This window comes from Burkholderia aenigmatica (assembly GCF_048627025.1).
Lineage (GTDB): Bacteria > Pseudomonadota > Gammaproteobacteria > Burkholderiales > Burkholderiaceae > Burkholderia > Burkholderia aenigmatica.
Genome location: NZ_CP184469.1, coordinates 2168130 through 2194114 on the forward strand (window position 1 = coordinate 2168130; position 25985 = coordinate 2194114).

The window sequence follows — 25985 nt, forward strand, 5'->3', positions numbered from 1 at the left end:
TCCCGAACCGCGTGCAACGCGCGTGCCAGCCGCAGGCTGGCACATCGCTTGCCTCGTTCCATGCAACGCGGCACAACGAGCGACCGCCATGAATCTGCTTGCCTATCCGTTCTATCAATGGTCTGCCGAATGCGTGCGCCCGGCGCGCGCATGGGCCGCCGCCGCGCGCGCGACGATGTCGCTGTGGCCGCCCGCCACCGCGACGCCGACCGGCCGCATGCTCGACGCGCTGTGCGAACTGCTCGAATGCTGCGCGTTCTCGCACCGGCGTCCGCCGTTCGGCATCGCGTCGATCGTCGTCGACGGCGAAACGGTGCCGATCGTCGAGGAAGCCGCCGCGGCCACACCGTTCGGCACACTGCTGCATTTCCGCAAGGCGCTGCCGGTTGCGCGCCAGCCGCGCGTGCTGATCGTCGCGCCAATGTCCGGGCATTTCGCGACGCTGTTGCGCGGCACCGTGCACACGATGCTCGCCGACCACGACGTGTACATCACCGACTGGCACAACCCGCGCGACATCCCGCTGATGGCCGGACGATTCGGCTTCGACGAATACGTCGCGCACGTGATCGACTTCATCCGCCAGATCGGGCCGGACGCGCATGTGCTCGCGATCTGCCAGCCGACCGTCGCCGCGCTCGCGGCGGTCGCGCTGATGGCCGCCGGCGGCGATCCGGCGCAGCCCGCGAGCCTGACGCTGATGGCCGGGCCGATCGACTGCCGCGTCAATCCGACGAAGGTCAACGCGCTCGCGACGAGCCAGCCGATCGAATGGTTCGCGCGCAACCTGATCAGCGTCGTGCCGGCGGGCTTCGTCGGTGCGCAGCGCTGCGTGTATCCGGGCTTCGTGCAAGTCGGCGCGTTCATGTCGATGAATCCGGATCGCCATGCGGCGTCGTTTGCCGACCTGTATTACGAGCGCGCGAAAGGTGACCCGGCGAAAGCCGACACGCTGCGGCACTTCTACGACGAATACTTCGCGACCGCCGATCTCACCGCGGAGTTCTATCTGGAAACGGTCGAGAAGGTGTTCCAGCAATACGCGCTCGCACGCGGCGAGCTGACGGTCGGTGATCGGCTCGTCGAGCCGGCGGCGATTCATCGCACCGCGCTGCTGACGATCGAAGGCGAGAAGGACGACATCTGCGCGGTCGGCCAGACGGTGGCCGCGCAGGAACTGTGCTCGGGGTTGCCGCCGTATCTGAAGACGCACCACGTGCAGACGGGGGCAGGCCACTACGGCGTGTTCAACGGCAGCCGCTGGGAAACGCAGATCTATCCGATCGTGCGCGCGACGATCCACGACAACGAGCCGTACGATCGCACCGCGGGTGCGGAAGGCGACGCGGACGGCACGCACTACGTGACGCTGCGCGCGCTGCTCGATGCCCGCGCAGCAGCGCACGAGGCGTCGGCCGACACGCCGTCGGACCACGCTCACTGAAGCCCGACGGCGCTGAAAATGAAACGCCCCGCCGGGGGTGGCGGGGCGTGAGGTGCTGCGGCGTGCGGACGACGCGCGAGGAAGCGGCCTCGTGCGTCAGCCGGTTTACGAACAGGCCTTGCCGTGCGACGCGTGGTAGCCCTTCGCCTTCGCATCGGCTTCCGACATGTAGCTGCCGTGCTTCGTCTTGCCGTAGTACTTGTCGGTCGAGCAGTGATAGACCTTCGTGCTGTCGTTGGCCCACACCTTGCCCGCGCCGCCGCCCGGCGCTGCCGCCGTGGTCGTCGCGGCCGCGCTCTTCGCCGGCGCGGTGCCGGATGCAGGGGCAGCGGAAGCCGCCATGGCCGGCGCTGCGGCCGGTGCGCTCGCGGCTACCGCCGACGATGCGCCGTACCAGGTCTTCACACCCTTGTGGCCCGCGCATGCGCCCTTCTTCGACGCGCCCGAGTAGAACGAGCCGTCCTTGCACAGACCGGTCGTACCGGCCGGCGCGCTGGCCGGAACCTGCGCGAACGCACCGATCGACATACCCATGCCGGCGACCAGCGCGGCGATCAACATCGTCTTTTTCATAGTCCTCTCCTGATTTGCCTGAATGAAGAATGCGTTCCGGGTATCCCCGGGAAAGTCACGGTTACCGCACCCAGCGGCACACGCGATGGTGGTGATGATCGACGTGGCACACACGGTGCGAATGCGCTTCGGCCAGTGCCGGAGCAAGAACGGCACATGCGACTGCGGCGGCCGGCAGGATCTTCGCGATGCGCTTCATGAAACTCTCCCGGGTAGGTCAACCGGTGATCCGGCTGGTACCTCCTTAACGCCGGTCGTCGACAAGCCGTGCACCGCGTCCACGCGCAATTGACGATCTTTGACATCGCAGCGCGGTCAACGCATCGAAGCTGACGAATGTCTTTCTTTTCTTTCCGGATCTTCAGCTTCGCGACCATTCGGAATTCGAAAGAATGTGACGAAGGGGCAAGCGGATCGCCGGTGCGAGCGGCGCACACGGCGGCGTTCGTGGAACGCGCAACAAAAAACCGCCCGAAGGCGGTTTATCGCAAGAGGACGGATGACGCCCGTCGGAAAATCATCAAGCTATGCACCCGTCTCCCCCACGGCGTCGACAGCGGCACGGCGCACGGTCCTTCGTCGAAAGAATCCCGCGTGGCAAGCCTCTAGCGTCCCTGGTAATCCGCGACGCCGTCAGCCGGCTTACTTCAACCGTCCCGACAGGAACTGCCCGAGCCGTTCGCTCTTCGGATTCACGAGAATGTCCTGCGGATTCCCTTCCTCCTCGATCTTCCCCTGATGCAGGAAGATCACGTGATTCGACACGTTGCGCGCGAAGCCCATCTCGTGCGTGACGACGACCATCGTGCGGCCTTCCTCGGCGAGCTTCTGCATCACCTTCAGCACTTCGCCGACGAGCTCCGGATCGAGCGCCGACGTCGGCTCGTCGAACAGCATCACTTCCGGCTCCATCGCGAGCGCGCGCGCGATCGCGACGCGCTGCTGCTGGCCGCCCGACAGGTGCGACGGGTACATGCCCTCGACGCGCGACGCGAGGCCGACCTTCTCGAGATACTTGCGCGCCCGTGCGATCGCTTCGTCCTTGCTGACGCCGAGCACGGCCATCGGCGCTTCGATCACGTTCTCGAGCACCGTCATGTGTGCCCACAGGTTGAAGTGCTGGAACACCATCGACAGCTTGGTGCGCATCCGCTGCAGCTGCTTCTGGTCGGTCACGCGCAGCGAGCCGTTGCGGTCGCGGGTGGTCTGGATCGGCTCGCTGCCGATCGTGATCTGCCCCGAGCACGGCTGCTCGAGGAAGTTGATGCAGCGCAGGAACGTGCTCTTGCCGGAGCCGCTCGAGCCGATGATGCTGATCACGTCGCCGGCCTTCGCCTTCATCGACACGCCCTTCAACACCTCGTTGTCGCCGAACTTCTTGTGCAGGTTGTCAACGGTGAGCTTGTACATGCTTGGTCCTTCCTTGCGAATCTTGCGAAAGCGTTAATGGCCGCGCGGCGAGAGATACGCGAGCCAGCGCGTCTCGAGCTTGCGGAACGCCCAGATGAGCGTGAACACGACGATGGCGTACAGCACGGCCGCGATGCCGTAGGCCTGGAACGACATGTACGTCGCCGAATTGACGTCGCGCGTGACCTTCAGGATGTCAGGCACGGTCGCGGTAAACGCGAGCGTCGTCGCGTGCAGCATCAGGATCACTTCGTTGCTGTAGCTCGGCAGCGAGCGGCGCAGCGCGGAAGGCAGGATGATCCGCGTATAGAGCTTGAAGCGCGACATCCCGTAGGCCATGCCGGCCTCGATCTCGCCGGCCGACGTCGCCTTGATCGCGCCCGCGAAGATCTCCGTCGCATACGCGCATTCGTTCAGCACGAACGCGAGCAGCGTGCAGTTCATCGCGTTGCGGAAGAACGTGTCGAGCAGCACATGGTTGTGCACGACCTGCAGGCTGTAGATGCCCGTGTAGCACATCAGCAGCTGCACGTAGAGCGGCGTGCCGCGGAACACGTACGTATAGAGCCACACCGGGCCGGAGATCCAGCGGTTCGACGACGCGCGCGCAATCGCGAGCGGCACGGCGAGCGCGAAGCCCAGCGCGATCGACACGACCAGCAGCCACAGCGTGATCGCGAGGCCGCTGAAGCGGTAGCCGTCGGTGTAGAGATAGCTTTGCCAGTACTGGCTGACGAGTTCGATCACAGTGCGAGCCTCCGGACGCCAACGGAATAACGCTTCTCGAGGCGATGCAGCACGACGTTGGACACCGTCGTGATCGCGAGGTAGATCGCGCCTGCAGCCAGCGTGAAGAAGAAGAAATCGAGCGTGCTCTTGCCCGCGTCCTGCGACGCCTTGACGACGTCGGCGAGGCCGATGATCGACACCAGCGCGGTGGCCTTCACGAGCACCTGCCAGTTGTTGCCGATCCCGGGCAGCGCGAAGCGCATCATCTGCGGGAACAGGATGCGGTGGAACACGCGCCAGCCGCTCATCCCGTACGCGAAGCCCGCTTCGAGCTGGCCGCGCGGCACCGCGAGGAACGCGCCGCGGAACGTCTCGGTGAAGTACGCGCCGTAGATGAAGCCGAGCGTGATGACGCCCGCCACGAACGGATCGATGTCGATCTGGTCCCAGCCGAGCATGTCGGTGAAGTTGTTCAGCAGGATCTGGATCCCGTAGAACAGCAGCAGCATCAGCACGAGGTCCGGCACCGCGCGGATCAGCGTCGTGTAGAAGGTGCCGATCGCCTTGAGCACGCGGTTCGTCGACAGTTTCGCGCTCGCGCCGACGAGGCCCAGCACGAGCGACGCGGCAAGCGACAGCACCGCGAGCTTCACGGTTTCCACCGTGCCGGCCCACAGCAGCGGACCAAATCCTTGGAAGATCATATGAGGGATCCAGAACGAGGTGGCTGGATTTTCGACAGCCATTAACCCCGCATCAAACGATATCTGCGCACTACCTGATGCAACCTGCTCATCAAGTCGGACGCATCACGCGAAGCGGGTTGCACCCACAACAGACGCGGCGCGCGCCACAGCCGGTGCGCGCCGCATGGACGATCAGCCGCCGTAGACGTCGAACGCGAAGTACTTCTTCTCGAGCTTCTTGTACGTGCCGTCCTTGATGATGTCGGCGATCGCATGGTCGATCTTCGCCTTCAGGTCGGCGTCGTCCTTGCGCAGGCCGATGCCGGCGCCGTTGCCGAGCGTCTTCGGATCGTCGATGTCCTTGCCGGCGAATTCGAAGTTCGCGCCGCGCGGCGTCTTCAGGAAGCCGATGTCCGCCTGCACCGCGTCCTGCAGCGCTGCGTCGAGGCGGCCCGACATCAGGTCCTGGTAAACGCCGTCCTGGTTCTGGTAAGGCACGACCTGTACGCCCTTCGGCGCCCAGTACGCCTTCGCGTAGGTTTCCTGGATGGTGCCCTGCTCGACGCCGATCGACTTGCCCTTCAACGATTCGGCCGTCGGCTGCAGGTTCGCGCCCTTCTTCGTGACGAGGCGCGTCGGCGTGTTGAACAGCTTGTCGGAGAACGCGATCTGCTCGGCACGCGCCGGCGTCATCGACATCGACGACAGCACGCCGTCGAACTTCTTCGCCTTCAGCGCGGGAATCATCCCGTCGAAGTCGTTCTCGATCCACACGCATTTCGCCTTCAGGCGGGCGCAGATCTCGTTGCCGAGATCGACGTCGAAGCCGACGACCTTGCCGCTTGCGTCCTTCGATTCGAACGGCGGATAGCTGGCGTCGACGCCGAACCGGATCGTCGACCAATCCTTGGCGTGGGCACCGACCGCGATGCAGGCAAGGGCAATACTGAGCGCGAGTTTCTTCATGGCGTTCCTGTCAGAGGCGAACTGGGCTGGGGTCCCGTCGGGCGGCGCCGCCGTGAACCCTTCCAACCCGGAGACCGCCCCTTTCGGCGACACCCCAAGTTGTACATACAACTTTGCCTTTTCTGCAGGTTCGCCAGCAATCCGTGTTTATCTCTAGTTGTCGGCGGATTGTTTCGACAATGGGATTTTTCCTTAAATTTCAATTAATTACGGGTTTCGCGAAGCTAAACAACAGCTTTCTCCAGGCGTACATGCGCCGCCATGCGCCGGCTTTCACTTGTCTAGACCTGGCTACACCGCAGCGCGCGGCCCGTCCGCCACCCCGACCGTTTCCAGACCGACCAGCCGGTAGCCGAATTGCAGCTCCGTCAGCAGGTGCCGCGGGCGCGCCGGCACCGGTTCGAGCTTCTGCCGCAGGTTCGTCATGTACACACGCACGTAGTGCGCGCGCTCCGCGTCGTGGATGCCCCAGACCTCCGCCAGCAATTGCCGCGCGGCGATCACACCGCCGCGCGCGCGAATCAGCGCGGCGAGCAGCCGGAATTCGAGGCGCGTCAGATGGACGGGCTCGCCGCCACGCGCGACTTCGTGCTTGCCGAGATCGACCGTCACGTCACCGAACCGCACGATCGACGACGATTGCCCGTCGGCCGACACGAACGCCGCGCGCCGCAACTGCGCGCGCGCCCGCGCGAGCAGTTCGGGCACGCCGAACGGCTTCGGCAGGTAATCGTCCGCGCCCGCGTCGAGCGCCGCGACCTTCTCCACTTCCTGCTGCCGCGCCGACAGCACGATCACCGGCACCGTCGACCATTCGCGCAGCTCGCGGATGAACGTCTTGCCGTCATCGTCCGGCAGCCCGAGATCGACGATCACGAGATCGGGCTTGCTGCTCGACGCATACATCCGCGCCTCGCGGGCCGTCGACGCCTCGCAGGTGTCGAGCCCTTCCTGTTCCAGCGCCATCCGCACGAAACGGCGAATGTCCGATTCGTCCTCGACGATAAGTACGCGCGATCTGATCATGTCCGGCTCTCGTGTTCGATATCGGGCGGCGCGCCCAGGGGCAGGCGAATCTCGAACCGCGCGCCGTGCGGATCGAGCGGCACCGCGCGGATCGAGCCGCCGTGCGCGTTGACGATGCTGCGGCACAGCGCGAGCCCGAGCCCGACGCCGCTGATCGACGATTCCTTGCGTTCGCGCTCGAACGGCTCGAACAGCGGTTCGGTGTTGCGCGCGACGAAGCCGGGCCCGTCGTCCTCGACGAACACGTACAGCGTTTCGCCGAACACGCGCGCACGCACCGCCACGGCCGCGTCCGCGCCCGCGTACTTCGACGCGTTGTCGAGCAGGTTCATCAGCACGCGCTCGATCAGCAGCGCGTCGACGTCGATCAGCGGCAGGTCGGCCGGCAGGTCGGCGCTCACGTCGCGGCCGGCCAGCACGCCGGCCGAATGCGCGAGCGCGCTGCCGACGATCTCGTCGAGCATGTGCCACTCGCGATTCAGCCGCACGCCCTCGCTCTGCATCCGCGCGAGATCGAGCAGGTTCACGACGAGCCCGTGCAGCGCCTCGGCCTGGTTGCGAATGCCGTGCGCGAGCGCGGCCGGCTGCCCGTCGGCCAGCCGCTCGGGCCGCTCCAGCGTCTCGGCGAGCCCGCGGATCGCGGTCAGCGGCGTCTTCAGGTCGTGCGACACCGCGGCGAGCAACGCATTGCGCAGCCGCTCCCCTTCGATGCGGACGAGCGTGTGCTGCGCGACGCCGACGTAGTGCACACGTTCGAGCGCCATCGCGATCGACGAACACAGCGCGTCGATCAGGCGGCGATCGTCGGGGTCGGTGGGGACCGGCTGCGCATCACCGAACAGCACGAGCACGCCGCGCACGCGCATCGGCGCCTTCAGCGGCAGGTATTGCGCGGCCGCGCGCTCGAACGGCGGCAGCCCGCACCCGGCGCCGCGCGCATTCTCGTAGACCCAGCGCGCGATCGGCGCTTCGACGAACCGCGCGTGCTGCGCCGGCATCAGATGGTCATCCGCATCCGGCAGCACGAGCGCGACGCGCACGCCGAGCAGCGGCGCGATCGTGCCGGTGCAAATGGATGCGATCTGCTCGGTCTCGATCGCAGCCGACAGGTCGTGTGCGACCCGCGCGAGCGCGGCCGAGCGCTTCTCGTTCGCGCGTGCGGCCCGCGCCTCCGCGCGCAGGCGCGCCGCGAGCTGGCCGATCGCGAGCGCGACGGCCAGCATCAGCGCGAACGTGAACACGTATTGCGTATCGGACACCGCGAACGACAGCCTCGGCTCGACGAAGAAGAAGTCGAAGCAGCCGACGCACACGAACGCGGCCCATGCGCCGGCCAGCCGGCCGAGCCGCAGCGCGATCAGCACGACGGTCATCAGGAACAGCATCACGACGTTCGACAGGTCGAACACGCGCAGCAGCGCGCTCGCCGCGAGCGTCGCCAGCGCGCACACGAGCGTGGCGAGCAGCAGCGGCACCGCGTACTGCGATACCCAAACGTGCGTGCGCGGTCGCGCTTCGCGCACGGCCAGCGCCGGCCGCGGATCGGGCCCCGCGCCCGCGATGCGGTCGGCCAGCGCCGCGCACGCGCGCAGCACGCCGCGCCAGCGGTCGCGGCGCACGCCGTCCCCGCTGCGCCGGGTGGCGGTGTCCCGCGGCCCCGTTGCCCGTCGATTCGCTTCGCTCACGTTCACATTCACATCCATGATCGCTTCCGGCAATTGAAACGCCGAACGGCCCCGCGCACGCCGCGAAGGCGTGAGCGGGGCCGCGACGGCGCGTTCGGTCAGATAAACGGCGTCAACAGCATGTCGATCAGCTTGATGCCGATGAACGGCGCGATGATCCCGCCCACGCCGTAGATCAGCAGGTTGCGCCCCAGCAGCTTCTCGGCCGGCTCCGCGCGATACTTCACGCCTTTCAGCGCGAGCGGGATCAGCGCGACGATGATCAGCGCATTGAAGATCACCGCCGACAGGATCGCCGACGTCGGGCTGTGCAGCCCCATCACGTTCAGCGCGCCGAGCGCCGGATAGGTCGCGACGAACGCGGCCGGGATGATCGCGAAATACTTCGCGAGATCGTTGGCGACGCTGAACGTGGTCAGCGCGCCGCGCGTCATGATCATCTGCTTGCCGACCTCGACCACCTGCATCAGCTTGGTCGGGTTGCTGTCGAGGTCGACCATGTTGGCCGCTTCCTTCGCCGCCTGCGTGCCGCTGTGCATCGCGACGGCCACGTCGGCCTGCGCAAGTGCCGGCGCGTCGTTGGTGCCGTCGCCCGTCATCGCGACGAGATGGCCCTTCGCCTGGTGCTCGCGGATCAGCCGCAGCTTGTCTTCGGGCGTCGCTTCGGCAAGGTAGTCGTCGACGCCGGCTTCCGCCGCGATCGCGGCCGCGGTGAGCCGGTTGTCGCCGGTGATCATCACGGTCTTCACGCCGACCTTGCGCAGCTCCGCGAAGCGCGCGCCGATCCCGTGCTTGACGATGTCCTTCAGTTCGATCGCGCCGAGCACGCGCGAACCGTCGGCGACGACGAGCGGCGTACCACCACGTCGTGCGATATCGTTGACGGCCGTCTCGACCGCGTGAGGAAACGCGCCGCCGAGCGCATCGACGTGTGCACGAATCGCGGACGCCGCACCCTTGCGCACCTGACGCTCGCCGATGTCGAGGCCGCTCATCCGCGTGCGTGCGCTGAACGGCACCGTGATGCTGCCGGCGGCCGCCGACACGTCCAGCGAGAAGCGCTGCTTCGCGAGCGCGACGATCGAGCGCCCCTCGGGCGTCTCGTCGGCCAGCGACGACAGCTGCGCGGCCTCGGCCAGCGCACGCTCGTCCACGCCCGGCGCCGGCCGGAACTGCACGGCCTCGCGGTTGCCGAGCGTGATCGTGCCGGTCTTGTCGAGCAGCAGCACGTCGACGTCGCCCGCCGCCTCGATTGCGCGGCCCGACGTCGCGAGCACGTTTGCGCGCATCATGCGGCTCATCCCCGCGATGCCGATCGCCGACAGCAGCGCACCGATCGTCGTCGGAATCAGGCACACGAGCAGCGCGATCAGCACGGTCAGGCTCACCGCCGTGCCCGACGCGTTCAGCAGCACGCTGAACTGCGAGAACGGCAGCAGCGTCACGCACACGAGCAGGAAGATGATCGTCAGCGCGACGAGCAGGATCGTCAGTGCGACTTCGTTCGGCGTCTTGCCGCGCTTCGCGCCTTCGACCATCGCGATCATCCGGTCAAGAAAGGCCTCGCCCGGTTGCGCGGTGATCTTCACGATCATCCAGTCGGACAGCACGCGCGTGCCGCCCGTCACCGACGAGAAATCGCCGCCCGACTCGCGGATCACCGGCGCGGATTCGCCGGTGATCGCCGATTCGTCGACCGACGCGACGCCGTCGATCACTTCGCCGTCGGCGGGGATCGTGTCGCCGGCTTCGACGAGCACGACGCTGCCGGCGGCGAGCTCGTCGCTCGGCACGCGATGGCTGGTGCTGCCGAATTGCTTCGGCTCGTCGAGCACCTTCGCGTACACGCGCTTGCGCGCCGCGCGCAGCGCGTCGGCCTGTGCCTTGCCGCGCCCTTCGGCCAGCGCCTCGGCCGCGTTCGCGAACAGCACGGTGAACCACAGCCAGCACGCGACCGCGAAGATGAAGCCGGCCGGCGCATCGCCCGTGCCGGTCAGCGCCTGCAGCCACAGCACGGTCGTGACGATGCTGCCGAGATACACGACGAACATCACGGGATTCTTCAACTGCACGCGCGGCGCAAGCTTGCGGAATGCCTCGCGCAGCACGGCCGTCCAGCGCATCGGCGGCACGCCGCCGACCGGCATCGCCGCCGGATTGATCGGGGTTTCGATATGGGACATGAGTGACTCCGTGGTTCCTGCTATTGCTTCGCGCCGGCCGCCTGGCCGAATGCGCGGTCCAGCGCCAGGTTCAGGTCGAGCACGCGCACGCGCGGTTCGCCGAGCACGCCGAGCTGGCGCGGCGAGGCGATCCGGTCGACCAGCGCCGTGACCTGCGCGGCGTCGACGCCGCGCGCCTGCGCCACCCGCACCGCCTGCAGCCGCGCGTTCGCGACCGAGATCTCGGGATCGAGCCCCGATGCCGACGCGGTCACGGCATCCGCCGGCACCGGCGTGCCGGCGGCGAGCGCGTTCTCCTGCCGGTACGCACGCACACGCTGCGCGATATCCGCGAGCAGCTTCTTGCTGGTGGCGCCCTGGTTGCTGGCGCCGCTGCCGGCCGCGTTGTACGGCTGGTCGACCGTCTTCGACGGATCGGCCGGATCGGTGCCGGTCGTCGCGCTCGGCCGCCCGTGGAAGTAGCCGGCGCGCGTGAAGTACTGCCCGATCACCGCCGAGCCGACCGTCGTGCCGTTCTGCTGCACGAGACTGCCGCGCGCCTGCGACGGGAACAGCACGTTCGCGACGCCCGTGGTGAGCAGCGGATACGCGATCCCCGTGACGAGCATGAACAGCACCGACGACGCGATCACGGGCCGCACGAGGCCGCGCGTCGCCGCGCCGAACGAAGAACCGGGTGCCGGCGCGGCGGCGGCCGCTGCCTGGCGATTGCCTTGCATCATGATGTTTTCCTCAGAACAGTTGGCCGCCCGACATCATCAGGTGCTCGACGACCGGGCCGAGCGCGAGCGCCGGCAGGAACGTGAGGCCACCGACGACCAGGATCACGAAGATCAGCAGGCCGGCGAACAGGCCCGTCGACGTCGACAGCGTGCCCGCGCTTTCCGGCACGCTCTTCTTCGCGGCGAGGCTGCCCGCGACCGCGAGCATCGGCAGCAGCGTCAGGTAACGGCCGATCAGCATCGCGAAGCCGATCGTCGTGTTGAAGAACGGCGTGTTCGCGTTCAGGCCCGCGAATGCCGAACCGTTGTTGGCCGTGCCCGACGTGTATGCGTACAGCACTTCGCTGAAGCCGTGCGGGCCGAGGTTCGCGAGGCTGTCCATCGTCGAGTGCAGCATCGACGCCACCGCGGTGAAGCCGAGGATGCTGAACGGATGCGCGAGCACCGCGAGCATCACGAGCTTCATCTCGCGCGCCTCGATCTTCTTGCCGAGGAATTCCGGCGTGCGCCCGATCATCATCCCGACCAGGAACACCGTGAGGATCGCGAACGTGAACAGGTTGATCAGCCCCACGCCGTCGCCGCCGAACACGTTGTTCAGCATCATCTGCGCGATCGGCACGAGCCCGCCGAGCGGCGTCAGCGAGTCATGCATCGCATCGACCGACCCGGTGGTCGCGGCCGTCGTGACGGTGGCGAACAGGCTCGTCTGCGCGATGCCGAAGCGCATCTCCTTGCCTTCCATGTTGCCGCCCGGCTGCACGGCGCTCATCTGCTGGTCGACGCCGAGCCCGGTCACGAGCGGATTGCCGTGCTGCTCCGCCGAATAGATCACGGCCAGGAAGCCGACGAACATCACGACGAACGCACCGAGAATCACCCAGCCCTGGCGGCGCCGGCCGATCATCGTGCCGAGCGCGTAGGTCAGCGCGGACGGAATCAGCAGCATCGACAGCATGTGCAGCGTGTTGGTGAGCGGCGTCGGGTTCTCGAACGGGTGCGCGGCGTTCATGCTGAAGAAGCCGCCGCCGTTCGTGCCGATATGCTTGATCGATTCGAGGCTCGCAACCGGCCCCATCACGATCTGCTGGCGTGCGCCTTCGAGCGTGGTCGCCCACGCATCGGACGCGAGCGTCTGCGGCATGCCCTGCCACACGTACACGAGCGCCATCACGAAGCTGAGCGGCAGCAGCACGCGATAGGTCACGCGCGTGAAGTCGACCCAGTAGTTGCCGATGTCCGCCGCGCTCTTGCGGCTCAGCCCGCGGATGAAGCCGCCCGCGGCCGCGACGCCGGTCGCCGCGCTGACCACCATCAGGAACGTGATGACGGCCATCTGCGAGAAGTTCGACAGGCTGCTCTCGCCCGCATACGCCTGCCAGTTCGTGTTCGTGATGAACGACGCAGCGGTGTTGAACGCGAGGTCGGGGCTTTGCGCCGCGCGCTGCAGTGCGTCGAATGGCAGCGCGTCCTGGATGCGCAGCAGCAGGTAGCCGACCAGCATCATCCCGGCATTGCTGAGCAGCAGCACCATGCCGTAGCGCTGCCACGACATCGCTTCGTCGGGATTCACGCCGAGCAGCGCATAGGTACGGCGTTCGACCCACGCGTGGCGCGGGCTCGTAAAGGCGTGCGCGAGCCACTTCCCGACGACGGGCACCAGCGCCAGCATGATCGCGAGAACGATCGCGAATTGAATGAGATTGTTGAACATGTCGACGCTCGCTCAGATCCGGTCAAGGCCGGTGATGAAACCGGCCGTCAAGGCAAAGAACGCGAGCGTGAACAAAATGAAAAGCAGATCGCTCATGACATTCACCGATATTTTCGAATTCCTGTTGAATCGCGCCGATCAATACCGCTCGGGCTTGATCAACGCATGAAACAGATAGATAAAGAGCGCGAGCGACAACGCGCCGGTGATCCACAACATGGCTTTCCCCTTTTTTCATATGCGCGGCCTCGCCGCGCGATCGTCGGCGTACCGGGCCTCGCCGTGTCGGCGCAGGCCCGTGTGACGCCCCCATGCTCATCTGGCGAATGGGATGCGACAGTGTAGAAATCCACGTATCAAAGCGGTGTTCAATTTCTTTACAAGGAATAAAAAAGCTGTAAAGACGAAAGCCGGGGGCGATAGCGTTTTTATGCGTTCTTTTCAGGGCCGGTTCGAGTCTATACACCGTATCGCCGCCGCGATTCCTAGAATGGGCGGCATGTCCAAGACGAAATCTCCGCGGTGCGGAGCACGATGCGACCCGGGGGTGCCAGCATGAAACCGACCAGAATCGAATCCGCCAGTTCACGCGCCCTGCCGCCCGTTCGTTCGCGACGCCGGTACCCTGCCGACGAACGCGTGCTGCTGTCGATCCGCGTCGAATCGGACAACCTCGCCGTCGTGCGGCGCCTGCTGCACCAGGCCGTCGGCGCCGCGCTCAATTTCTACACGGCCGCGATCGACAAACGCACCGGGCGCGCCTGCATCGAGCTCGAAGTCGCGCGTTCGCAGGCGTCGCCGGCCATCCTGTCGATCCTCCGCGTGCTGCCGGCCGCCGAATTCGGCACGATCCGCCTGCTGCAGCACTAGCCGGCATCCATTGCGTCGCGCGTGACACGCGTCACGCGCCCGCTCCCCTTTCATCGATTCGAACGCGCGTTTCCGTTGCGAGCGCGCGCGGTTCGTCACGAGCCGCGCCCGTCCGCCGCCGGCACGCGCGCCGGATCGTCGTTCCCGTCGCTACGGGCCTTTCCAGGAAGCACTCACAATGAAAAAAGCAGTCGCCGGTACCCTCTCCCTCGCATTCCTCAGCGCCGCCGCGCATGCGCAAAGCAGCGTCACGCTCTACGGGATGCTCGATGCGGGTATCGTCTATACGAACAACCAGTCGGGTAAAAGCGCGTGGCAGCAAGGCAGCGGCCTGCTGTCGAATACGGTCTTCGGGCTGAGCGGCAACGAGGATCTCGGCGGCGGCCTGCATGCGCTGTTCCGCCTCGAGAACGGCTTCAACCTGAACAACGGCACGCAGTCCTACAAGAACACGATGTTCGGCCGCCGCGCGTACGTCGGCCTGCAGAGCGACCAGTACGGCGCACTGACGCTCGGCCGCCAATACGACGCCGTGGTCGACTACCTCGGCCCGCTCGCGATGGCGAACAACGGCGACGGCAACAACCTCGCGTCGCACCCATTCGACAACGACAACATCGACGATTCGTTCTACATCGACAACGCGGTGAAATACACGAGCCCGACACTCGCCGGCTGGCAGTTCGGCGGCCTGTACGGGTTCAGCAACGCGGCCGGCGGCTTCGCGAACAACCGCGCGTACAGCGCGGGCGTGTCGTATGCGAACGGGCCGGTCAGCCTCGGCGCCGCGTACCTGCAGCTCAACCGCGGCGGGCTGACGGCCGGCGGTGCGCTGTCGACCAACGACGGGCCGAACTTCCCGGCCGTGCGCCAGCGCGTGATGGGCGCAGGCGGCAGCTACGCATTCGACCGGCTGACGGTCGGCGCGCTGTGGACGCATTCGATGTTCGATGAAACGGCCGCGTCGTCGCTGGCCGGCGCGCTGAACGCGCTGCGCTTCGACAACTTCGAGGTCAACGCACGCTATGCGCTGACACCGGCCGTCTCGTTCGCGGGCGCCTACACGTTTACCAACGGCCGCTACGACGACGCAACCGGCAGCCACCGGCCGAAATGGCATCAGGTGACGCTGATGGCCGACTATGCGCTGAGCAAGCGCACCGACGTGTACGCGGAAACCGTCTACCAGCACCAGTTCGGCGTGCCGTCGGGCGCGACGCTCGGCTTCGCGAACGTCACGGGGCTCGCGGCTTCGTCGAACCACACGCAGGTGGTCGGGACGGTCGGCATCCGGCATCGGTTCTGACCGCGCGCCGGCTGCGAAAGGCCGGCCGCTCTGTGCAATCCCGCATGGACGCGCGCCGGCCGAACAGGGATCATTCGGGAAATCCGGGCCCACGCGTCCGCGAAACCGGTACACTCGGCGCCGGGCGCGCGCCGGATCGGCATTCGGCGGCGGGCCGCTGCCGACTCTGGAATCGTGATCCCATGACCACACCGATCTATCAGGAAATCAAGGACTTCATCCTCGCGCGCATTCATGCCGGCGAATGGGCGGAAGGCGACCAGGTGCCGTCGGAGAACGAGCTCGCGCGCGAATTCAACGTCGCGCGGATGACCGTCAACCGCGCGCTGCGCGAGCTGACCGCCGAGCAGGTGCTCACGCGCACGCGCGGCTCCGGCACGTATGTCGCGTCGCCGAAGTACGAATCGACGCTCGTCGCGATCCGCAGCATCTCGGACGAAGTCGCCGCGCGCGGCCACGGCTATCGCGCGCAGGTGCTGCAAGTGGGCGCGGCCGTCGCCGATACGAAGCTCGCCGACGAACTGCAGATCGACACCGGCAGCCCGATCTTCCATTCGCGCGTGCTGCACTTCGAGAACGACACGCCCGTGCAGCTCGAGGAGCGCTGGGTCAATCCGGCCTGCGCGCCGGAATACGCGTTGCAGGACTTCACGACGACGACGCCGAACCAGTACCTGACGCGCGTCGCGCCACTGCAGCGGGTCGAATACCGGATCGAGGCCGCGATGCCCGACACCGAAACGCGCCGCCACCTGACGGTGGACGACCGCGAGCCGTGCCTGCTGCTGCATCGGCGCACGTGGTCGCAGGGGCTGGTCGCGTCGGTCGCCAACCTGTGGCACCCGGGCAGCCGTTACCGGTTCACCGGGCATTTCTGACGGTGATGCGCGGGCTTACCGCGCGCCCGGCTGCCCCCACCGCTCGATCGCACTGACGGCCCGCTTCAGACCTTCCTCTTGCGCGATGCGCGCGCCGAGTTCGAGCGCACGCGCTTTCGTTTCGTCCCGTTCGGCAAACGCGATGGCCTGCGCCAGCGCGGCAGCGTCCATGCGCCGCCCCGCAACCGGCGCATCGGCCACGCCGAGTTTTTGCAGCCGGTTCGCCCAGAAGAATTGATCGCCCGCGAACGGCACGACGACCGACGGAATGCCGGCCCGTGCGGCCGAATGCGTGGTGCCCGACCCGCCGTGATGGATCGCCATCGACACGCGCGGGAACAGCCAGTCGTGCGGCGTATCGCCGATCACGTGAACGTGCGCGGGCAGCATCGACACGTCGATACCGCTCCAGCCCGGATAGAACAACGCTCGCCGGCCGGCGAGCGCGCGCACGAGCGCATCGACCATCGCGACGCGATCAAAGCCGGCCATGCTGCCGAAGCCGATGTACACGGGCGGATCGCCCGCTTCGAGAAAAGCCGAGAGCTCGGACGGCGGCGCCCAGGCATGCGCATCGATCCGCCACTGGCCGCACGCCTGCACGTTCGACGGCCAGTCGCCAGGGCCGGACAACAGCGCTGGCGACACGCCGTACAGCATCGGATGATCGGTCCATACCTGCCTGCGCGGCGGCAACCCGCACACGCTCGCACGTGCCGCATTCGTCGCCTTCCTGAACGCCTGCCACAACAGCGCGTTCACGAACCGGTGGCTCGCGCGGTTCAGCCAGCGCGGCAGCGTCTGCGGCGGCAGGAACGGCGACGCGAATGCCGTAGTGGGTGTGATCGGGATCATGCCGGTGCCGATCGCCGGCACGCCGCGAAACTCGGCGACCGACAAGCCAACGAACGATGCGAGCCCGGACACGAGGATCGCATCGCAGCCTTCCGACGCCTCCGCGATTTCCCGCATCCAGGCGGTCGTGTTCGCATTGGCGATCGCCGCGAGCGCCTTCGACGTGTCGTTGAAACCACCGCGCCCGCGCACCGCATCCGCCAACGCGCCATCCGGCGCAATCGCCCGGCGGATGTCGCCGGACAACGGCGCCGACGGCACGCCAAGCGCCGTGGCCGCCCCGAGCGTCGCCGCGTCGGCCAGCAACCGGACCTCATGGCCGGCGTCGATCAGCGCACGGCCGAGCGCCGCAAGCGGGCGCGTGTCGCCTTCGGTGCCGTAGGTGGCGATGACGAGCTTCATGCGTGACTCCTCGTACACGGCGGGAACGGGTGGATTCTAAAAAATGCACGTCGTATACTAATGCAACTCGTACACTTTCAGTCAATCCCCCGCCATGCCGATTCCGACCGACGATCCGGGCCGTCGCGCGCGCAAGCGCATCCAGATGCTCGCGCATCTCGCCGCCACCGGCGCACGCCTGTTCGACGCGCACGGCTACGACGCCGTCACGATGGAACAGATCGCCGCACAGGCCGATGTCGCGAAGCGCACGCTGTACAACCACTTTGCAACGAAGGAAGCCGTGCTCGCGCACTGGCTGGAAGGCGAACTCGCGCGCGATCTCGCACATCTGCAGCGCGACGTCGCGCGGCGCAAGACCTTCGCGTCGCGCATCGGCTGCGTGCTCGATGCGTCGGCCGCGTGGTGCGAGCAGCATCCCGCGTACCTGCTCGCGTATTTGCGCCATCGCTTCCTGAGCATCGGCGCGGTTGAACCGGCAAGCGGTGGAGAGAACGGCAGCGATATCGCGCTCGTGTGGCAGCAACTGATCGCAGCCGGGCAGCAATCCGGCGAACTGAACGGCACGCTGCGAGCCGACCAGCTCGCGACGTGGTTCCATCACCTGTATCTCGCGGCGATGCTGCGCTGGCTGACCGTGCCGGGGCTGTCGCTGAAACGGGAGTTCCAGGCGGTCGCGAAGCTGTTCGTCGAAGGCGCGGAAGCGAAAAACTGAGCAGCGCCGGAGGCCGGTGGCCGGCCAGGCGCTCACCGGATCACAAGCGCCCGAGCACGACCGCGAGCAGCGAGCGCCCGAAACGGGCGACCGCTACCCCGCATGCGACGAATGCCCGCTTCATTTTTTCCGCGACGCTTTCGCGGCCGGCGCGGCAGCGGCAGCGCCGCCGCCCGACGGCCATTGCGTCTCGTCGAGCAGCCGGTCGAACAGCCGCGCGCGCTCGTCGGACGACAGCGGGCACAACCCGAACATCGCCGATAGCGCGAGCCCCCAAGCCGCCTTCCAGCGCAGCAGCGCAAGATCGGGATCGCCCGATTCGGCCGCGATGCGCTTCGCGTTCTCGGCGTCGATATCGCGTACCTGCTGCAGCGGCGCGGGATCCTCGACCAGCGCCGCCATGATCGCCAGCGCCGCCGACGGCTGCTGGTCGATCACTTCGCGCATCGTCGCGATCTGCGCGGACAGCGTGGGCTGCGCGGCCCCTGGATCGCGCGCGGCCAGGTAATCGCGCTGGAATCGTTGGTAGTAGTCCTGCTGATGTTCCATCAGCGCGTTCAGCACGTCGCCTTTCGTGCGGAACTGATGCATCAGCCCGCCCTTGCTGATGCCGCTTTCGCGCGAAATCGCATCGAACGTGAGCTTGCCCGGGCCGTCGCGCTCGAGAATCGCGAGCGCCGCCTGGATCGCGGCAGTGCGCGTTCGCTCGGAACGCGTCGGGTTGTCCATGAAATTTCCCCGCTATGGAGTCATGCAAGGCGAACGCGCCGAACCGGCGCGATCGTGATCGTATGAAGGAAGTGCGCGGAGTCTATCACAAACAAACCGCCTGGACGGTTTACTTCAAGAAATGGCGGTGCTACGATCGGCTCCCGCATCGGCCCCGTCCGGATACCGGATCGCACCGCGCATCGCGTGGTGCGATGTGCGCGCAGCCTGCAGCCTGGCTGTCCGGCCAATGCCCCGTGCCCGACGGCTTGTTGTACCCGGCATTCATGGGGTGACTGCGCCCCAAAAACAAACCGTCTGGTTGGTTTTCTTCCATCAACACGACGTGGCGATACCGCCCTGTTTCACCCCCCTTCGCCCGGCGCTACCGGCGCGAACCCCGACCCGGAGAGTCAGATGAACCGATCGATCAAGCCCAGCCACCTGCTCAACGCCGCGCTCTGCGTCGCGCTCGCCGGATGCGCCGGCGTCCAGCCCGCCCGCTACAGCGGCATCGAATCGTCGCCGTACCTGCGCAGCGATCCGCAGGACAAGTCCGGCCACGTGCCCTACCGCTACGCGTTGCCGGCGGACTGGCACACCTACCGGAAGCTGATCCTCGACCCGGTGGCCATCTATCGCGGCACCGACCACCAGTTCGGCGACCTGACCGACCAGGACAAATCGACGCTCGCTGCGTACATGGGCGACACGTTCGCGAAGAAGCTCGGCAAGCGCTTCGAACTGACGAGCACGCCCGGCCCCGACACGCTGCGCGTGAAGCTGACGCTGACGGGTGCCGCGACGACGACGACGTTTGCCGGCGCGTTCGCGCACTTCGATCTCGCAGGCAACGTGTACAACGGCGTGCAGGCGATTCGTGGCCGCGAAGGCGCGTTCACGGGCTCGGTCATGTATGCGGTGGAGATTCGCGATGCGGCGACGAACCGGCTGATCAACGCGTACGTGACGAAGCAGTATCCGAATGCGATGAACATCGGCGCGAGTTTCGGCGCACTCAGCGCGGCCAGGACGGGCATCGACAAGGGCGCCGATGCACTCGTCGCGCAATTCGACTGAAACCCGCCGGCACACGGTAGCCCGTGATGCGCAGAGGCGTGCCGGCCCGCACGCGGGCGGCGCTCGTCTGGATCGTGCCGCTCGCGGCCGCTGCGCTCTGTCTCGCATGGGGCATCGCGTCGCTCGGCCACCGCGGGCCGACGATCTCGATCGCCTTCGCAAGCGCCGACGGGCTGGCCGCCGGCCGATCGACGCTGCGGCTGCGCAATGTCGACATCGGCCGCGTCACGCGCGTTCGCGCGTTGCGCGGACAACCGGGCGTGACGATCGATGTGCGGCTGGACGCCGACGCGCACGCACTGGCGGCGGCGGACTCACGCTTCTGGATCGTGCGGCCGCGCATCGGGCCCGGCGGCCTCTCCGGTCTCGATGCGGCGCTGTCCGGTTCGTACATCGCGGCCGCGCTTGGCCATTCGCGCGAACCGCGCACGACGTTCACCGGGCTCGATGCGCCGCCCGTCACCGAAGACGGCGGCCGTCACTACACGCTGCGCGCGACCTCGCTCGGCTCGGTTGCGATCGGTTCGCCCGTCTATCACCGGCGCGCACGCGTCGGCCAGGTGACCGGCTATGCGCTCGATGCCGACGGGCACGGCGTCTCGATCGACGTGTTCGTCGCCGCGCCATTCGATCGAGCGGTCGACGTCGATGCGCGCTGGTGGCAGGCCGGCGGCCTCGGCCTGCGGCTCGGCGCGGGCGGCATGCAGCTCGACACGCCGTCGCTCGCCGCGCTGCTCGGCGGCGCACTTGCGTTCGCCTCGCCGCTCGGACACGCAACGGGTGTCGCGGCACCGGACGGCGCGCGCTTTCGCGTGGCCGACGACGAAATCGACGCGATGCGCACGCCGAACGCGCCGGCCGCCCCCGTCGTGATGCGTTTCGATCGTTCGCTGCGTGGCCTCGAGATCGGCGCACCGGTGGAGTTTCGCGGCATCGAACTCGGCAACGTGACGGCCGTCGGTACCGAATACGATGCGGCACGCGGCGACGTCGCGATGCGCGTGACGATGGCGCTCTACCCCGATCGCCTCGGGCAGCGCTACCGCGACACGCTCGGCAACGGCGCCAGCGAAGCCGGCAAGGCACTGCTGCGCACGCTCGTCGCGCGCGGTTTGCGCGGCCAGCTGCGCGTCGGCAACCCGATCGCGAACCGCTCGTATGTCGCGCTCGACATGTTCCCGAATGCCCCGCCCGCCTCGGTCGACACGCATCGCGAGCCAATCGTGTTGCCGACCGTGCCCGGCACACTCGACGTCCTGCGCATCCAGATGACCGATATCGCCGGCACGCTTTCCCGGTTGCCGCTCGATCGCATGGGTACGGATCTGAGCGCCGCGCTCGTGAATACCGATGCGCTGTTCAAGCAACTCGATACCGAACTCGCCCCGCATGCACGCGCGGCGCTGGGCACCGCGCGGCAGTCGTTCGCGGCCGCGCAGGCCATGCTCGCGCAACAAGGTGCCAATACATCGAACGTCCGCCTCACGCTGACGCAATTCGCGCGCACCTCGCGCGCGCTGCGCGCGTTGGCCGGCGATCTGGAGCAGCATCCCGAGTGGTGGCGGCCGCATGCATCGAGCACCACACGACCGACTGGCGCCGCGCATCCGGCGAATGCAGCGAATGCGGCGCAATAAACGCGGCGCGCGGCGCAGATGCATTTTTACGACGACCGCACGCACCGCATGCCAAATTTCCCGTGCAGCAGTATGCTGATGTCGTACGGCTGCGCACGACGCCTCGGGTAATCCCTTTATTTGCACGTTGTCGCGCCGCCGTCGCGACCGCAATCATGCGTTGCAAGGAGGGATTCGTGATGGCAACCACGCATCAGCACTTCCACCTCGAACTACGGCACGCCACCGCGCCGACCTATTTCATCAGCTACCTGTTTCCCGCCTTGCTGTTCGTTTACGAACTGCTGCGCGTCGGCCAATGGATCCGCGATCACGGGATGCACTTCGCCGGGTTCAAGCAGATGGGTTACGAGTATCTGTTGATGCTGCTGTTCGTCGGGCTGCAGATATTCGTCGAAGCGATCTTCCTGCTCGGCGCCGCGATGCGCCGCGACAATCGCGACTTCGAGCACCGGCTGCCGAACGTGGTCCTCGGTATCGGCTGCTCGATCGCACTGCTCGCGATCGACCTCGCGATCCAGCTCGCGTTCTGAGGGCCCGCTGCCCGCTCGGGGGCTCAGGCGCCCGAGCGGTGCAGGAACTCGCAGACCGCGGCGAGCACGTCGACCGTCCGCATCGTCGCTCGATGACTTGCGTCAGCGAGTCTTGGACTCGTTCATGACAGGCTTGCTTCTAGAACGCATTTGCCCTTCCAGCCAGTATGGCGGGATACGGGACATCAAGCTGCTCTGCCACGTGAGCGGCGTCCATGTCTTGCCACCATCCTCCGAATACACGATCTCGGGAGTGTCCTTGTCCGCCATATGCGCATAATTGGCTGCGAGCCAGACATGGTTCGGATCGGCAACGTACGCACTGACAGCCTGGGATATCGTATCGGGCAATTGGGTCGTGACCCACGTCATGCCATCGTCGGAGCGGATCAACGTTCCCTCGGTCGTGCCCGTTATCCACCAATGTCCGTTCGGTGTCCAACCCAGTTCAAACAGATAATCCGGGTTGCCGAGATCGGTCGATTTTACGGCGCATGTCTCGGGCGAAATACTGACGGCAAGATAACGGGTATCGCCGGCCTGATTGCCGCCCAACGTCACCAGGCCGACCAGCGGCCCGTCCGCATCGACGAAGCGGATGACACCGCGCAGGAACTCGCTGGCACTTCCGTCTGCCGGATCAAGGCCCAGTTTCCTGACATCGACTTCGCACACGTGCCCACCACGCCGGACCTTCACCGAATGACGAACATCGTCAGCAGACACGGTGTAATGAGCGCCGAGGACGATGGCTCGTCGATCTGCGTCGGTTTTTACCACACGACCATTGGCGCTATCGATGACCCTGTTGCCGATGTAGAAGCGCCCCTGCATGTCGGCGCTCACCAATGGCCAATAGAAACCCGCCGTATCTGTCACGGCGATTTGCCGGCCATCAGTCAAGACGAACCGCAGGTACTCCGAGTACTTCTGGAAAATCGTCAGCCGACCGATCTCCAGCTTGTGTACCGGATTGTCTGCGCCTGAATTCGCCGCATCAGCGACGCTTGCCGCGCCCCCGAATGCAAACAAGGCTGCAGCGAGCGTAGTCTTGATCCATTTAGCGCACTGCATCGGATTCTTCCTTACCCAATTCCGAAAGCCAAAACTTTGAGTTGCCGATAATCGTGCCACTATGACGCGCCGAGCGGGATCTGAAGTTATCGTATATATATTTCGAGTTCGGCCCACCCGCAATGAAAGCCTGCACTGCGTCGATTGATTCCTGCAAATCAGAACACTCGCTCTTTCCCAACGCCTTATACTTCGGATTTCCAGAATTAATGAATTTCGGCCTCGGCTTCGGTTGCAACGAGTCAAATTGACCAGCAGCATTGCAAACCATGGAAAAATTCTTGGCAATGTAATCGTTTCTTGGATAGCCCTTTCGATTCAATCTGAAATAGAAAACGTTCAGCAGCGCCTCTTTCTCGATCCGGCGATCGCTTTCATCGGGCAGTATCCCTGCCCCGCTCGACTCCGCATACAACACCCGGGCCAGGTAATTCAGGTCTGCCCCAGAGAACGTCAGATTTGCCGTACGCGGAGGACTGTTGGCGATCTTGAACGTTTCTTGCTCAGCGATCCATTGGGGTTGACAAATATTGACCTCAACGCCTGCCGAATCATTTTTAGGGGTGACCTTTCCTTGTGCCTGGGCCATTGCCTGTTTCTCCTGATGCACTTGCAGAACTGTAAGCCGTTCTTCGTACGATTTGCTGATTTACAGCGATAGTTAACGGGCCGGGCTCGAAATAACCAGAATCGATAACTTCGCATCCGAATCGTCGATCCGGCCTGTTGCAGGAAGCGACGCACCGTCGCGCGGGGTCAAGCCGCACGTGAGCGACAACAACGGTCGTCCGCCCATCCAGTCGGGGCTTGGCTGCGACAGGCTCACTTTGACCGGCGCCCTGTTTATGAAGGAAACGGGCACGACGTATCGCTGAACCAGAATCTGTCCGGATCCCGCATCCATCGCGTGCAGCCTTTGTGTCACTTGCGCGACGTCACCGCAGTGCTGCTCGACGAGACGGGCAAAACGCGCACTCGTCACCTCATCCAGACTGAACTGCGGCAGCGCCTGATAGCGGATGGTCAATACGCCCGTCGACTCAGCCGGCACCGGAATGACCCAGGAGTACGACACGAAACCTTCCCAATCGCGGCCATCGCTCAGTTTCATTCCCAACTGAGGTTTAATTCGAGCAACTTTCGCGAGATCGCTCTCTTCACTCGGAAGCGGATCCAGGCCTGCCGCCCTTACCTCGCCGGTCACGTCCTTGCCGAGAAAGAACGCGCGCCGCCCGGTGACGAGCGGAATCGCTTTTCCGTCGAAGGTCACCTTCAAATCAGAAAAGCTTTTGTCATCATTCTCCTCGCCAGCGCCAAGACGGTGAAACAGTGGCGTGTATGCGTAATACCCCCTCTTCACCAAAGCATGCGTTTCATTGCTCAATCGCGCCGAGACGGTGATTGTTTTCCCATCCAGCGACACCTCGACGTCAGATGGCCGGGCGTTGCGCTGTATCGCGCCGATCGTCAGCGGCACCGCATCTTCGAACTCGAAGGCCTGTGCGCAGGTGGCCGCCATCGCCATAACCGCCCCGATCAAAAATCGCTTCGCACTCTTCATCATTTGCAATCTTCGGCAGACGGAAGGATGTAGTATCGATACACCGTGTACGGATCGCTCCGAAATACTTCGATGTTCAGAAAAAATACCGACACCGCGCGGTCACATTCTCAATTCGGCGTCCGTGAGGTCGCCATTTTTTGTTTCAACCCGATGGTTGTCGTCTTATGCAGTCCCCCTCGTCGGTCTCGCGCGGGCCAATATACGCTGCGCAGGCGCGAACGATTCCCCTGTTTTCAGGCCAGGACGGCGGATCGACAACTCATCGCACGACCATCCTGCGCTCACACCCCATGCCGCGTCAGGAAATCCTTCACCGCGTCGAGCACGTCGGCCGTGCGCTCGCGGTGCGGCACATGCCCGCATTCCTTCAGCATCACGACGGACGACATTCCGGCCACGCGCGACGCGATGCGGTTCGGGTGCACGGACGAGCCGTATTCGTCCTGCGAACCGTGGATCGCCAGCGTCGGGCAACGCACGTGCGGCAGCACGTCGTCGAGGCTCCAGTCGCGAAAGGCCGGCGACAGCCACGTATCGACCCACGCGCGCAGCACCCATTCGGCCTTGTCGCCGTGATAGCGCGCGAGCCGGTCGAGCTGGCCCGGTTCGTCGAACTGTTGCCCCGCGTCGCGAATGCCGGCCAGCGTGCGCTCCTCGACGTACGCCTGCGCGGCGATCGTCACGAGCGCGCGACAACGCTCCGGATGCGCGGCCGCACACCCGACCGCCATCCCGCCGCCGACGCTGTGCCCGAGCGCGACGAACGCGTCGACGCCCAGTTGTTCGAGCAGCGCCGCGAACGCACGATCGGCCTCGTCGCGCACGAACGTCGTGCCGAGTGTCCCCGGGTGACGATCGGAACGGCCGAAGCCGAGGCGATCGTATGCGATCACGTCGCGCTGCGTGGCGCTCGCAAGCTGCGCGGGGAAGTCGCGCCACAGGTCGACGCAGCCGAGCGAATCGTGCAGCAGCACGATCGGTGCGACCGGCTTAGGCGCGGCCGGCCCAGGCGCGCCTACATTCAACGCACCCGCTGCCTGTTGCGCCGGACCACCGCGCCAGCGTTTCGCAAAGAGGCGCCCTTGCGGCGTCTCGACGGTTGTCTCCTCGGTCACGATGTCGGTCATGTGTCTGTCGTCTGCATGAAAGCGGCCGCCCCTCGGCGGCCCCACTGGATCCTGCGATGTTGGCCCGCGTCCGCACACAGCGTCAAGCAAGCCCCCAC

General features: G+C 66.0%; 27 protein-coding genes. 9 read left to right on the plus strand and 18 right to left on the minus strand.

The genetic code is table 11. The features are described 5' to 3' along the window. The first annotated feature begins 88 nt into the window (after positions 1-88). Positions 89-1444: a polyhydroxyalkanoate depolymerase gene (locus ACN8ZM_RS26650; RefSeq protein WP_420211208.1), complete on the plus strand. Its 1356-nt coding sequence runs from the start codon at positions 89-91 to the stop codon at positions 1442-1444. Between the two features lie 105 nt (positions 1445-1549). On the opposite strand, the gene ACN8ZM_RS26655 is transcribed toward ACN8ZM_RS26650, so the two are convergent. Both ACN8ZM_RS26655 and ACN8ZM_RS26660 read right to left on the minus strand, forming a co-directional pair. Continuing rightward, on the minus strand, positions 1550-2017 hold the full coding sequence (locus ACN8ZM_RS26655) for a hypothetical protein (RefSeq protein ID WP_420211209.1): 468 nt from the start codon (positions 2015-2017) through the stop codon (positions 1550-1552). A gap of 61 nt (positions 2018-2078) precedes the next feature. After that, a complete protein-coding gene (locus ACN8ZM_RS26660; protein WP_420211210.1) occupies positions 2079-2216 on the minus strand; it encodes an HHHH-motif protein in 138 nt (45 codons plus the stop codon). Between the two features lie 137 nt (positions 2217-2353). Here ACN8ZM_RS26660 and ACN8ZM_RS26665 point away from each other — a divergent pair, with 137 nt between their 5' ends. After that, entirely contained in the window at positions 2354-2626 is a 273-nt protein-coding gene (locus ACN8ZM_RS26665) for a hypothetical protein (protein ID WP_420211211.1), read from the plus strand. Between the two features lie 33 nt (positions 2627-2659). Here ACN8ZM_RS26665 and ACN8ZM_RS26670 read toward each other — a convergent pair whose 3' ends face one another. From ACN8ZM_RS26670 to kdpF, 10 genes are all read right to left on the minus strand, one after another. Continuing rightward, positions 2660-3427, minus strand: a complete 768-nt coding sequence (locus ACN8ZM_RS26670; protein ID WP_043178030.1) for an ABC transporter ATP-binding protein — start codon at positions 3425-3427, stop codon at positions 2660-2662. A 33-nt stretch (positions 3428-3460) separates the two neighbouring features. After that, positions 3461-4174: an ABC transporter permease gene (locus tag ACN8ZM_RS26675; RefSeq protein ID WP_043178033.1), complete on the minus strand. Its 714-nt coding sequence runs from the start codon at positions 4172-4174 to the stop codon at positions 3461-3463. Beyond that, positions 4171-4860: an ABC transporter permease gene (locus ACN8ZM_RS26680; protein ID WP_043178036.1), complete on the minus strand. Its 690-nt coding sequence runs from the start codon at positions 4858-4860 to the stop codon at positions 4171-4173. Before ACN8ZM_RS26680 ends, ACN8ZM_RS26675 begins: the two co-directional genes overlap by 4 nt. 174 nt (positions 4861-5034) lie before the next feature. Then, positions 5035-5808, minus strand: coding sequence for an ABC transporter substrate-binding protein (locus tag ACN8ZM_RS26685; protein ID WP_043178037.1), 774 nt, complete (start codon positions 5806-5808; stop codon positions 5035-5037). A gap of 291 nt (positions 5809-6099) precedes the next feature. Beyond that, a complete protein-coding gene (locus tag ACN8ZM_RS26690) occupies positions 6100-6834 on the minus strand; it encodes a response regulator (RefSeq protein ID WP_301767088.1) in 735 nt (244 codons plus the stop codon). After that, positions 6831-8537, minus strand: coding sequence for a DUF4118 domain-containing protein (locus tag ACN8ZM_RS26695; protein WP_420211212.1), 1707 nt, complete (start codon positions 8535-8537; stop codon positions 6831-6833). Before ACN8ZM_RS26695 ends, ACN8ZM_RS26690 begins: the two co-directional genes overlap by 4 nt. Positions 8538-8617: 80 nt before the next feature. Continuing rightward, the gene (gene kdpB / locus ACN8ZM_RS26700) at positions 8618-10666 is read right to left on the minus strand and encodes a potassium-transporting ATPase subunit KdpB (RefSeq protein WP_420212676.1); all 2049 of its coding nucleotides are present in this window, start codon (positions 10664-10666) and stop codon (positions 8618-8620) included. Positions 10667-10722: 56 nt separating this feature from the next. Beyond that, positions 10723-11424 carry a potassium-transporting ATPase subunit KdpC gene (kdpC, locus tag ACN8ZM_RS26705; RefSeq protein WP_179258832.1) on the minus strand — a complete coding sequence of 234 codons (702 nt, stop codon included), beginning with the start codon at positions 11422-11424 and terminating at the stop codon, positions 10723-10725. 10 nt (positions 11425-11434) lie between these two features. Beyond that, positions 11435-13138 carry a potassium-transporting ATPase subunit KdpA gene (kdpA, locus tag ACN8ZM_RS26710; RefSeq protein WP_205824249.1) on the minus strand — a complete coding sequence of 568 codons (1704 nt, stop codon included), beginning with the start codon at positions 13136-13138 and terminating at the stop codon, positions 11435-11437. Between the two features lie 138 nt (positions 13139-13276). Beyond that, the gene (kdpF, locus tag ACN8ZM_RS26715) at positions 13277-13357 is read right to left on the minus strand and encodes a K(+)-transporting ATPase subunit F (RefSeq protein WP_063623159.1); all 81 of its coding nucleotides are present in this window, start codon (positions 13355-13357) and stop codon (positions 13277-13279) included. Positions 13358-13693: 336 nt separating this feature from the next. Between kdpF and ACN8ZM_RS26720 the strand changes: the two genes are divergently transcribed. The 3 genes from ACN8ZM_RS26720 to hutC all read left to right on the plus strand — a co-directional run bounded on the left by ACN8ZM_RS26720 (position 13694) and on the right by hutC (position 16192). After that, positions 13694-14008, plus strand: coding sequence for a hypothetical protein (locus tag ACN8ZM_RS26720; protein ID WP_080741418.1), 315 nt, complete (start codon positions 13694-13696; stop codon positions 14006-14008). 178 nt (positions 14009-14186) lie between these two features. Beyond that, on the plus strand, positions 14187-15314 hold the full coding sequence (locus ACN8ZM_RS26725; RefSeq protein WP_420211213.1) for a porin: 1128 nt from the start codon (positions 14187-14189) through the stop codon (positions 15312-15314). 182 nt (positions 15315-15496) lie between these two features. After that, positions 15497-16192 carry a histidine utilization repressor gene (gene hutC / locus ACN8ZM_RS26730; RefSeq protein ID WP_420211214.1) on the plus strand — a complete coding sequence of 232 codons (696 nt, stop codon included), beginning with the start codon at positions 15497-15499 and terminating at the stop codon, positions 16190-16192. 15 nt (positions 16193-16207) lie between these two features. On the opposite strand, the gene ACN8ZM_RS26735 is transcribed toward hutC, so the two are convergent. Beyond that, on the minus strand, positions 16208-17449 hold the full coding sequence (locus ACN8ZM_RS26735; protein ID WP_420211215.1) for a glycosyltransferase: 1242 nt from the start codon (positions 17447-17449) through the stop codon (positions 16208-16210). Between the two features lie 94 nt (positions 17450-17543). Here ACN8ZM_RS26735 and ACN8ZM_RS26740 point away from each other — a divergent pair, with 94 nt between their 5' ends. Continuing rightward, a complete protein-coding gene (locus ACN8ZM_RS26740) occupies positions 17544-18164 on the plus strand; it encodes a TetR/AcrR family transcriptional regulator (protein ID WP_420211216.1) in 621 nt (206 codons plus the stop codon). A 120-nt stretch (positions 18165-18284) separates the two neighbouring features. Here ACN8ZM_RS26740 and ACN8ZM_RS26745 read toward each other — a convergent pair whose 3' ends face one another. Beyond that, complete coding sequence (locus ACN8ZM_RS26745; RefSeq protein ID WP_089453495.1) at positions 18285-18893, minus strand: TetR family transcriptional regulator; 609 nt, start codon at positions 18891-18893, stop codon at positions 18285-18287. 396 nt (positions 18894-19289) lie between these two features. Between ACN8ZM_RS26745 and ACN8ZM_RS26750 the strand changes: the two genes are divergently transcribed. The 3 genes from ACN8ZM_RS26750 to ACN8ZM_RS26760 all read left to right on the plus strand — a co-directional run bounded on the left by ACN8ZM_RS26750 (position 19290) and on the right by ACN8ZM_RS26760 (position 22122). Next, a complete protein-coding gene (locus ACN8ZM_RS26750) occupies positions 19290-19952 on the plus strand; it encodes a DUF3313 domain-containing protein (protein WP_420211217.1) in 663 nt (220 codons plus the stop codon). 26 nt (positions 19953-19978) lie between these two features. Then, positions 19979-21589 (plus strand): intermembrane transport protein PqiB, encoded by a 1611-nt coding sequence (locus ACN8ZM_RS26755; RefSeq protein WP_420212677.1) that lies wholly within the window; start codon positions 19979-19981, stop codon positions 21587-21589. Between the two features lie 179 nt (positions 21590-21768). Further along, positions 21769-22122 carry a hypothetical protein gene (locus ACN8ZM_RS26760; RefSeq protein ID WP_043178067.1) on the plus strand — a complete coding sequence of 118 codons (354 nt, stop codon included), beginning with the start codon at positions 21769-21771 and terminating at the stop codon, positions 22120-22122. Positions 22123-22224: 102 nt separating this feature from the next. On the opposite strand, the gene ACN8ZM_RS26765 is transcribed toward ACN8ZM_RS26760, so the two are convergent. From ACN8ZM_RS26765 to ACN8ZM_RS26780, 4 genes are all read right to left on the minus strand, one after another. Further along, complete coding sequence (locus tag ACN8ZM_RS26765) at positions 22225-23196, minus strand: WD40/YVTN/BNR-like repeat-containing protein (protein ID WP_420211218.1); 972 nt, start codon at positions 23194-23196, stop codon at positions 22225-22227. Beyond that, positions 23183-23785, minus strand: coding sequence for a hypothetical protein (locus ACN8ZM_RS26770; RefSeq protein ID WP_143331161.1), 603 nt, complete (start codon positions 23783-23785; stop codon positions 23183-23185). Before ACN8ZM_RS26770 ends, ACN8ZM_RS26765 begins: the two co-directional genes overlap by 14 nt. A gap of 72 nt (positions 23786-23857) precedes the next feature. After that, positions 23858-24760 (minus strand): hypothetical protein, encoded by a 903-nt coding sequence (locus ACN8ZM_RS26775; RefSeq protein ID WP_420211219.1) that lies wholly within the window; start codon positions 24758-24760, stop codon positions 23858-23860. Positions 24761-25041: 281 nt separating this feature from the next. Beyond that, positions 25042-25887, minus strand: a complete 846-nt coding sequence (locus tag ACN8ZM_RS26780; protein WP_420211220.1) for an alpha/beta fold hydrolase — start codon at positions 25885-25887, stop codon at positions 25042-25044. Positions 25888-25985 lie beyond the last annotated feature (98 nt).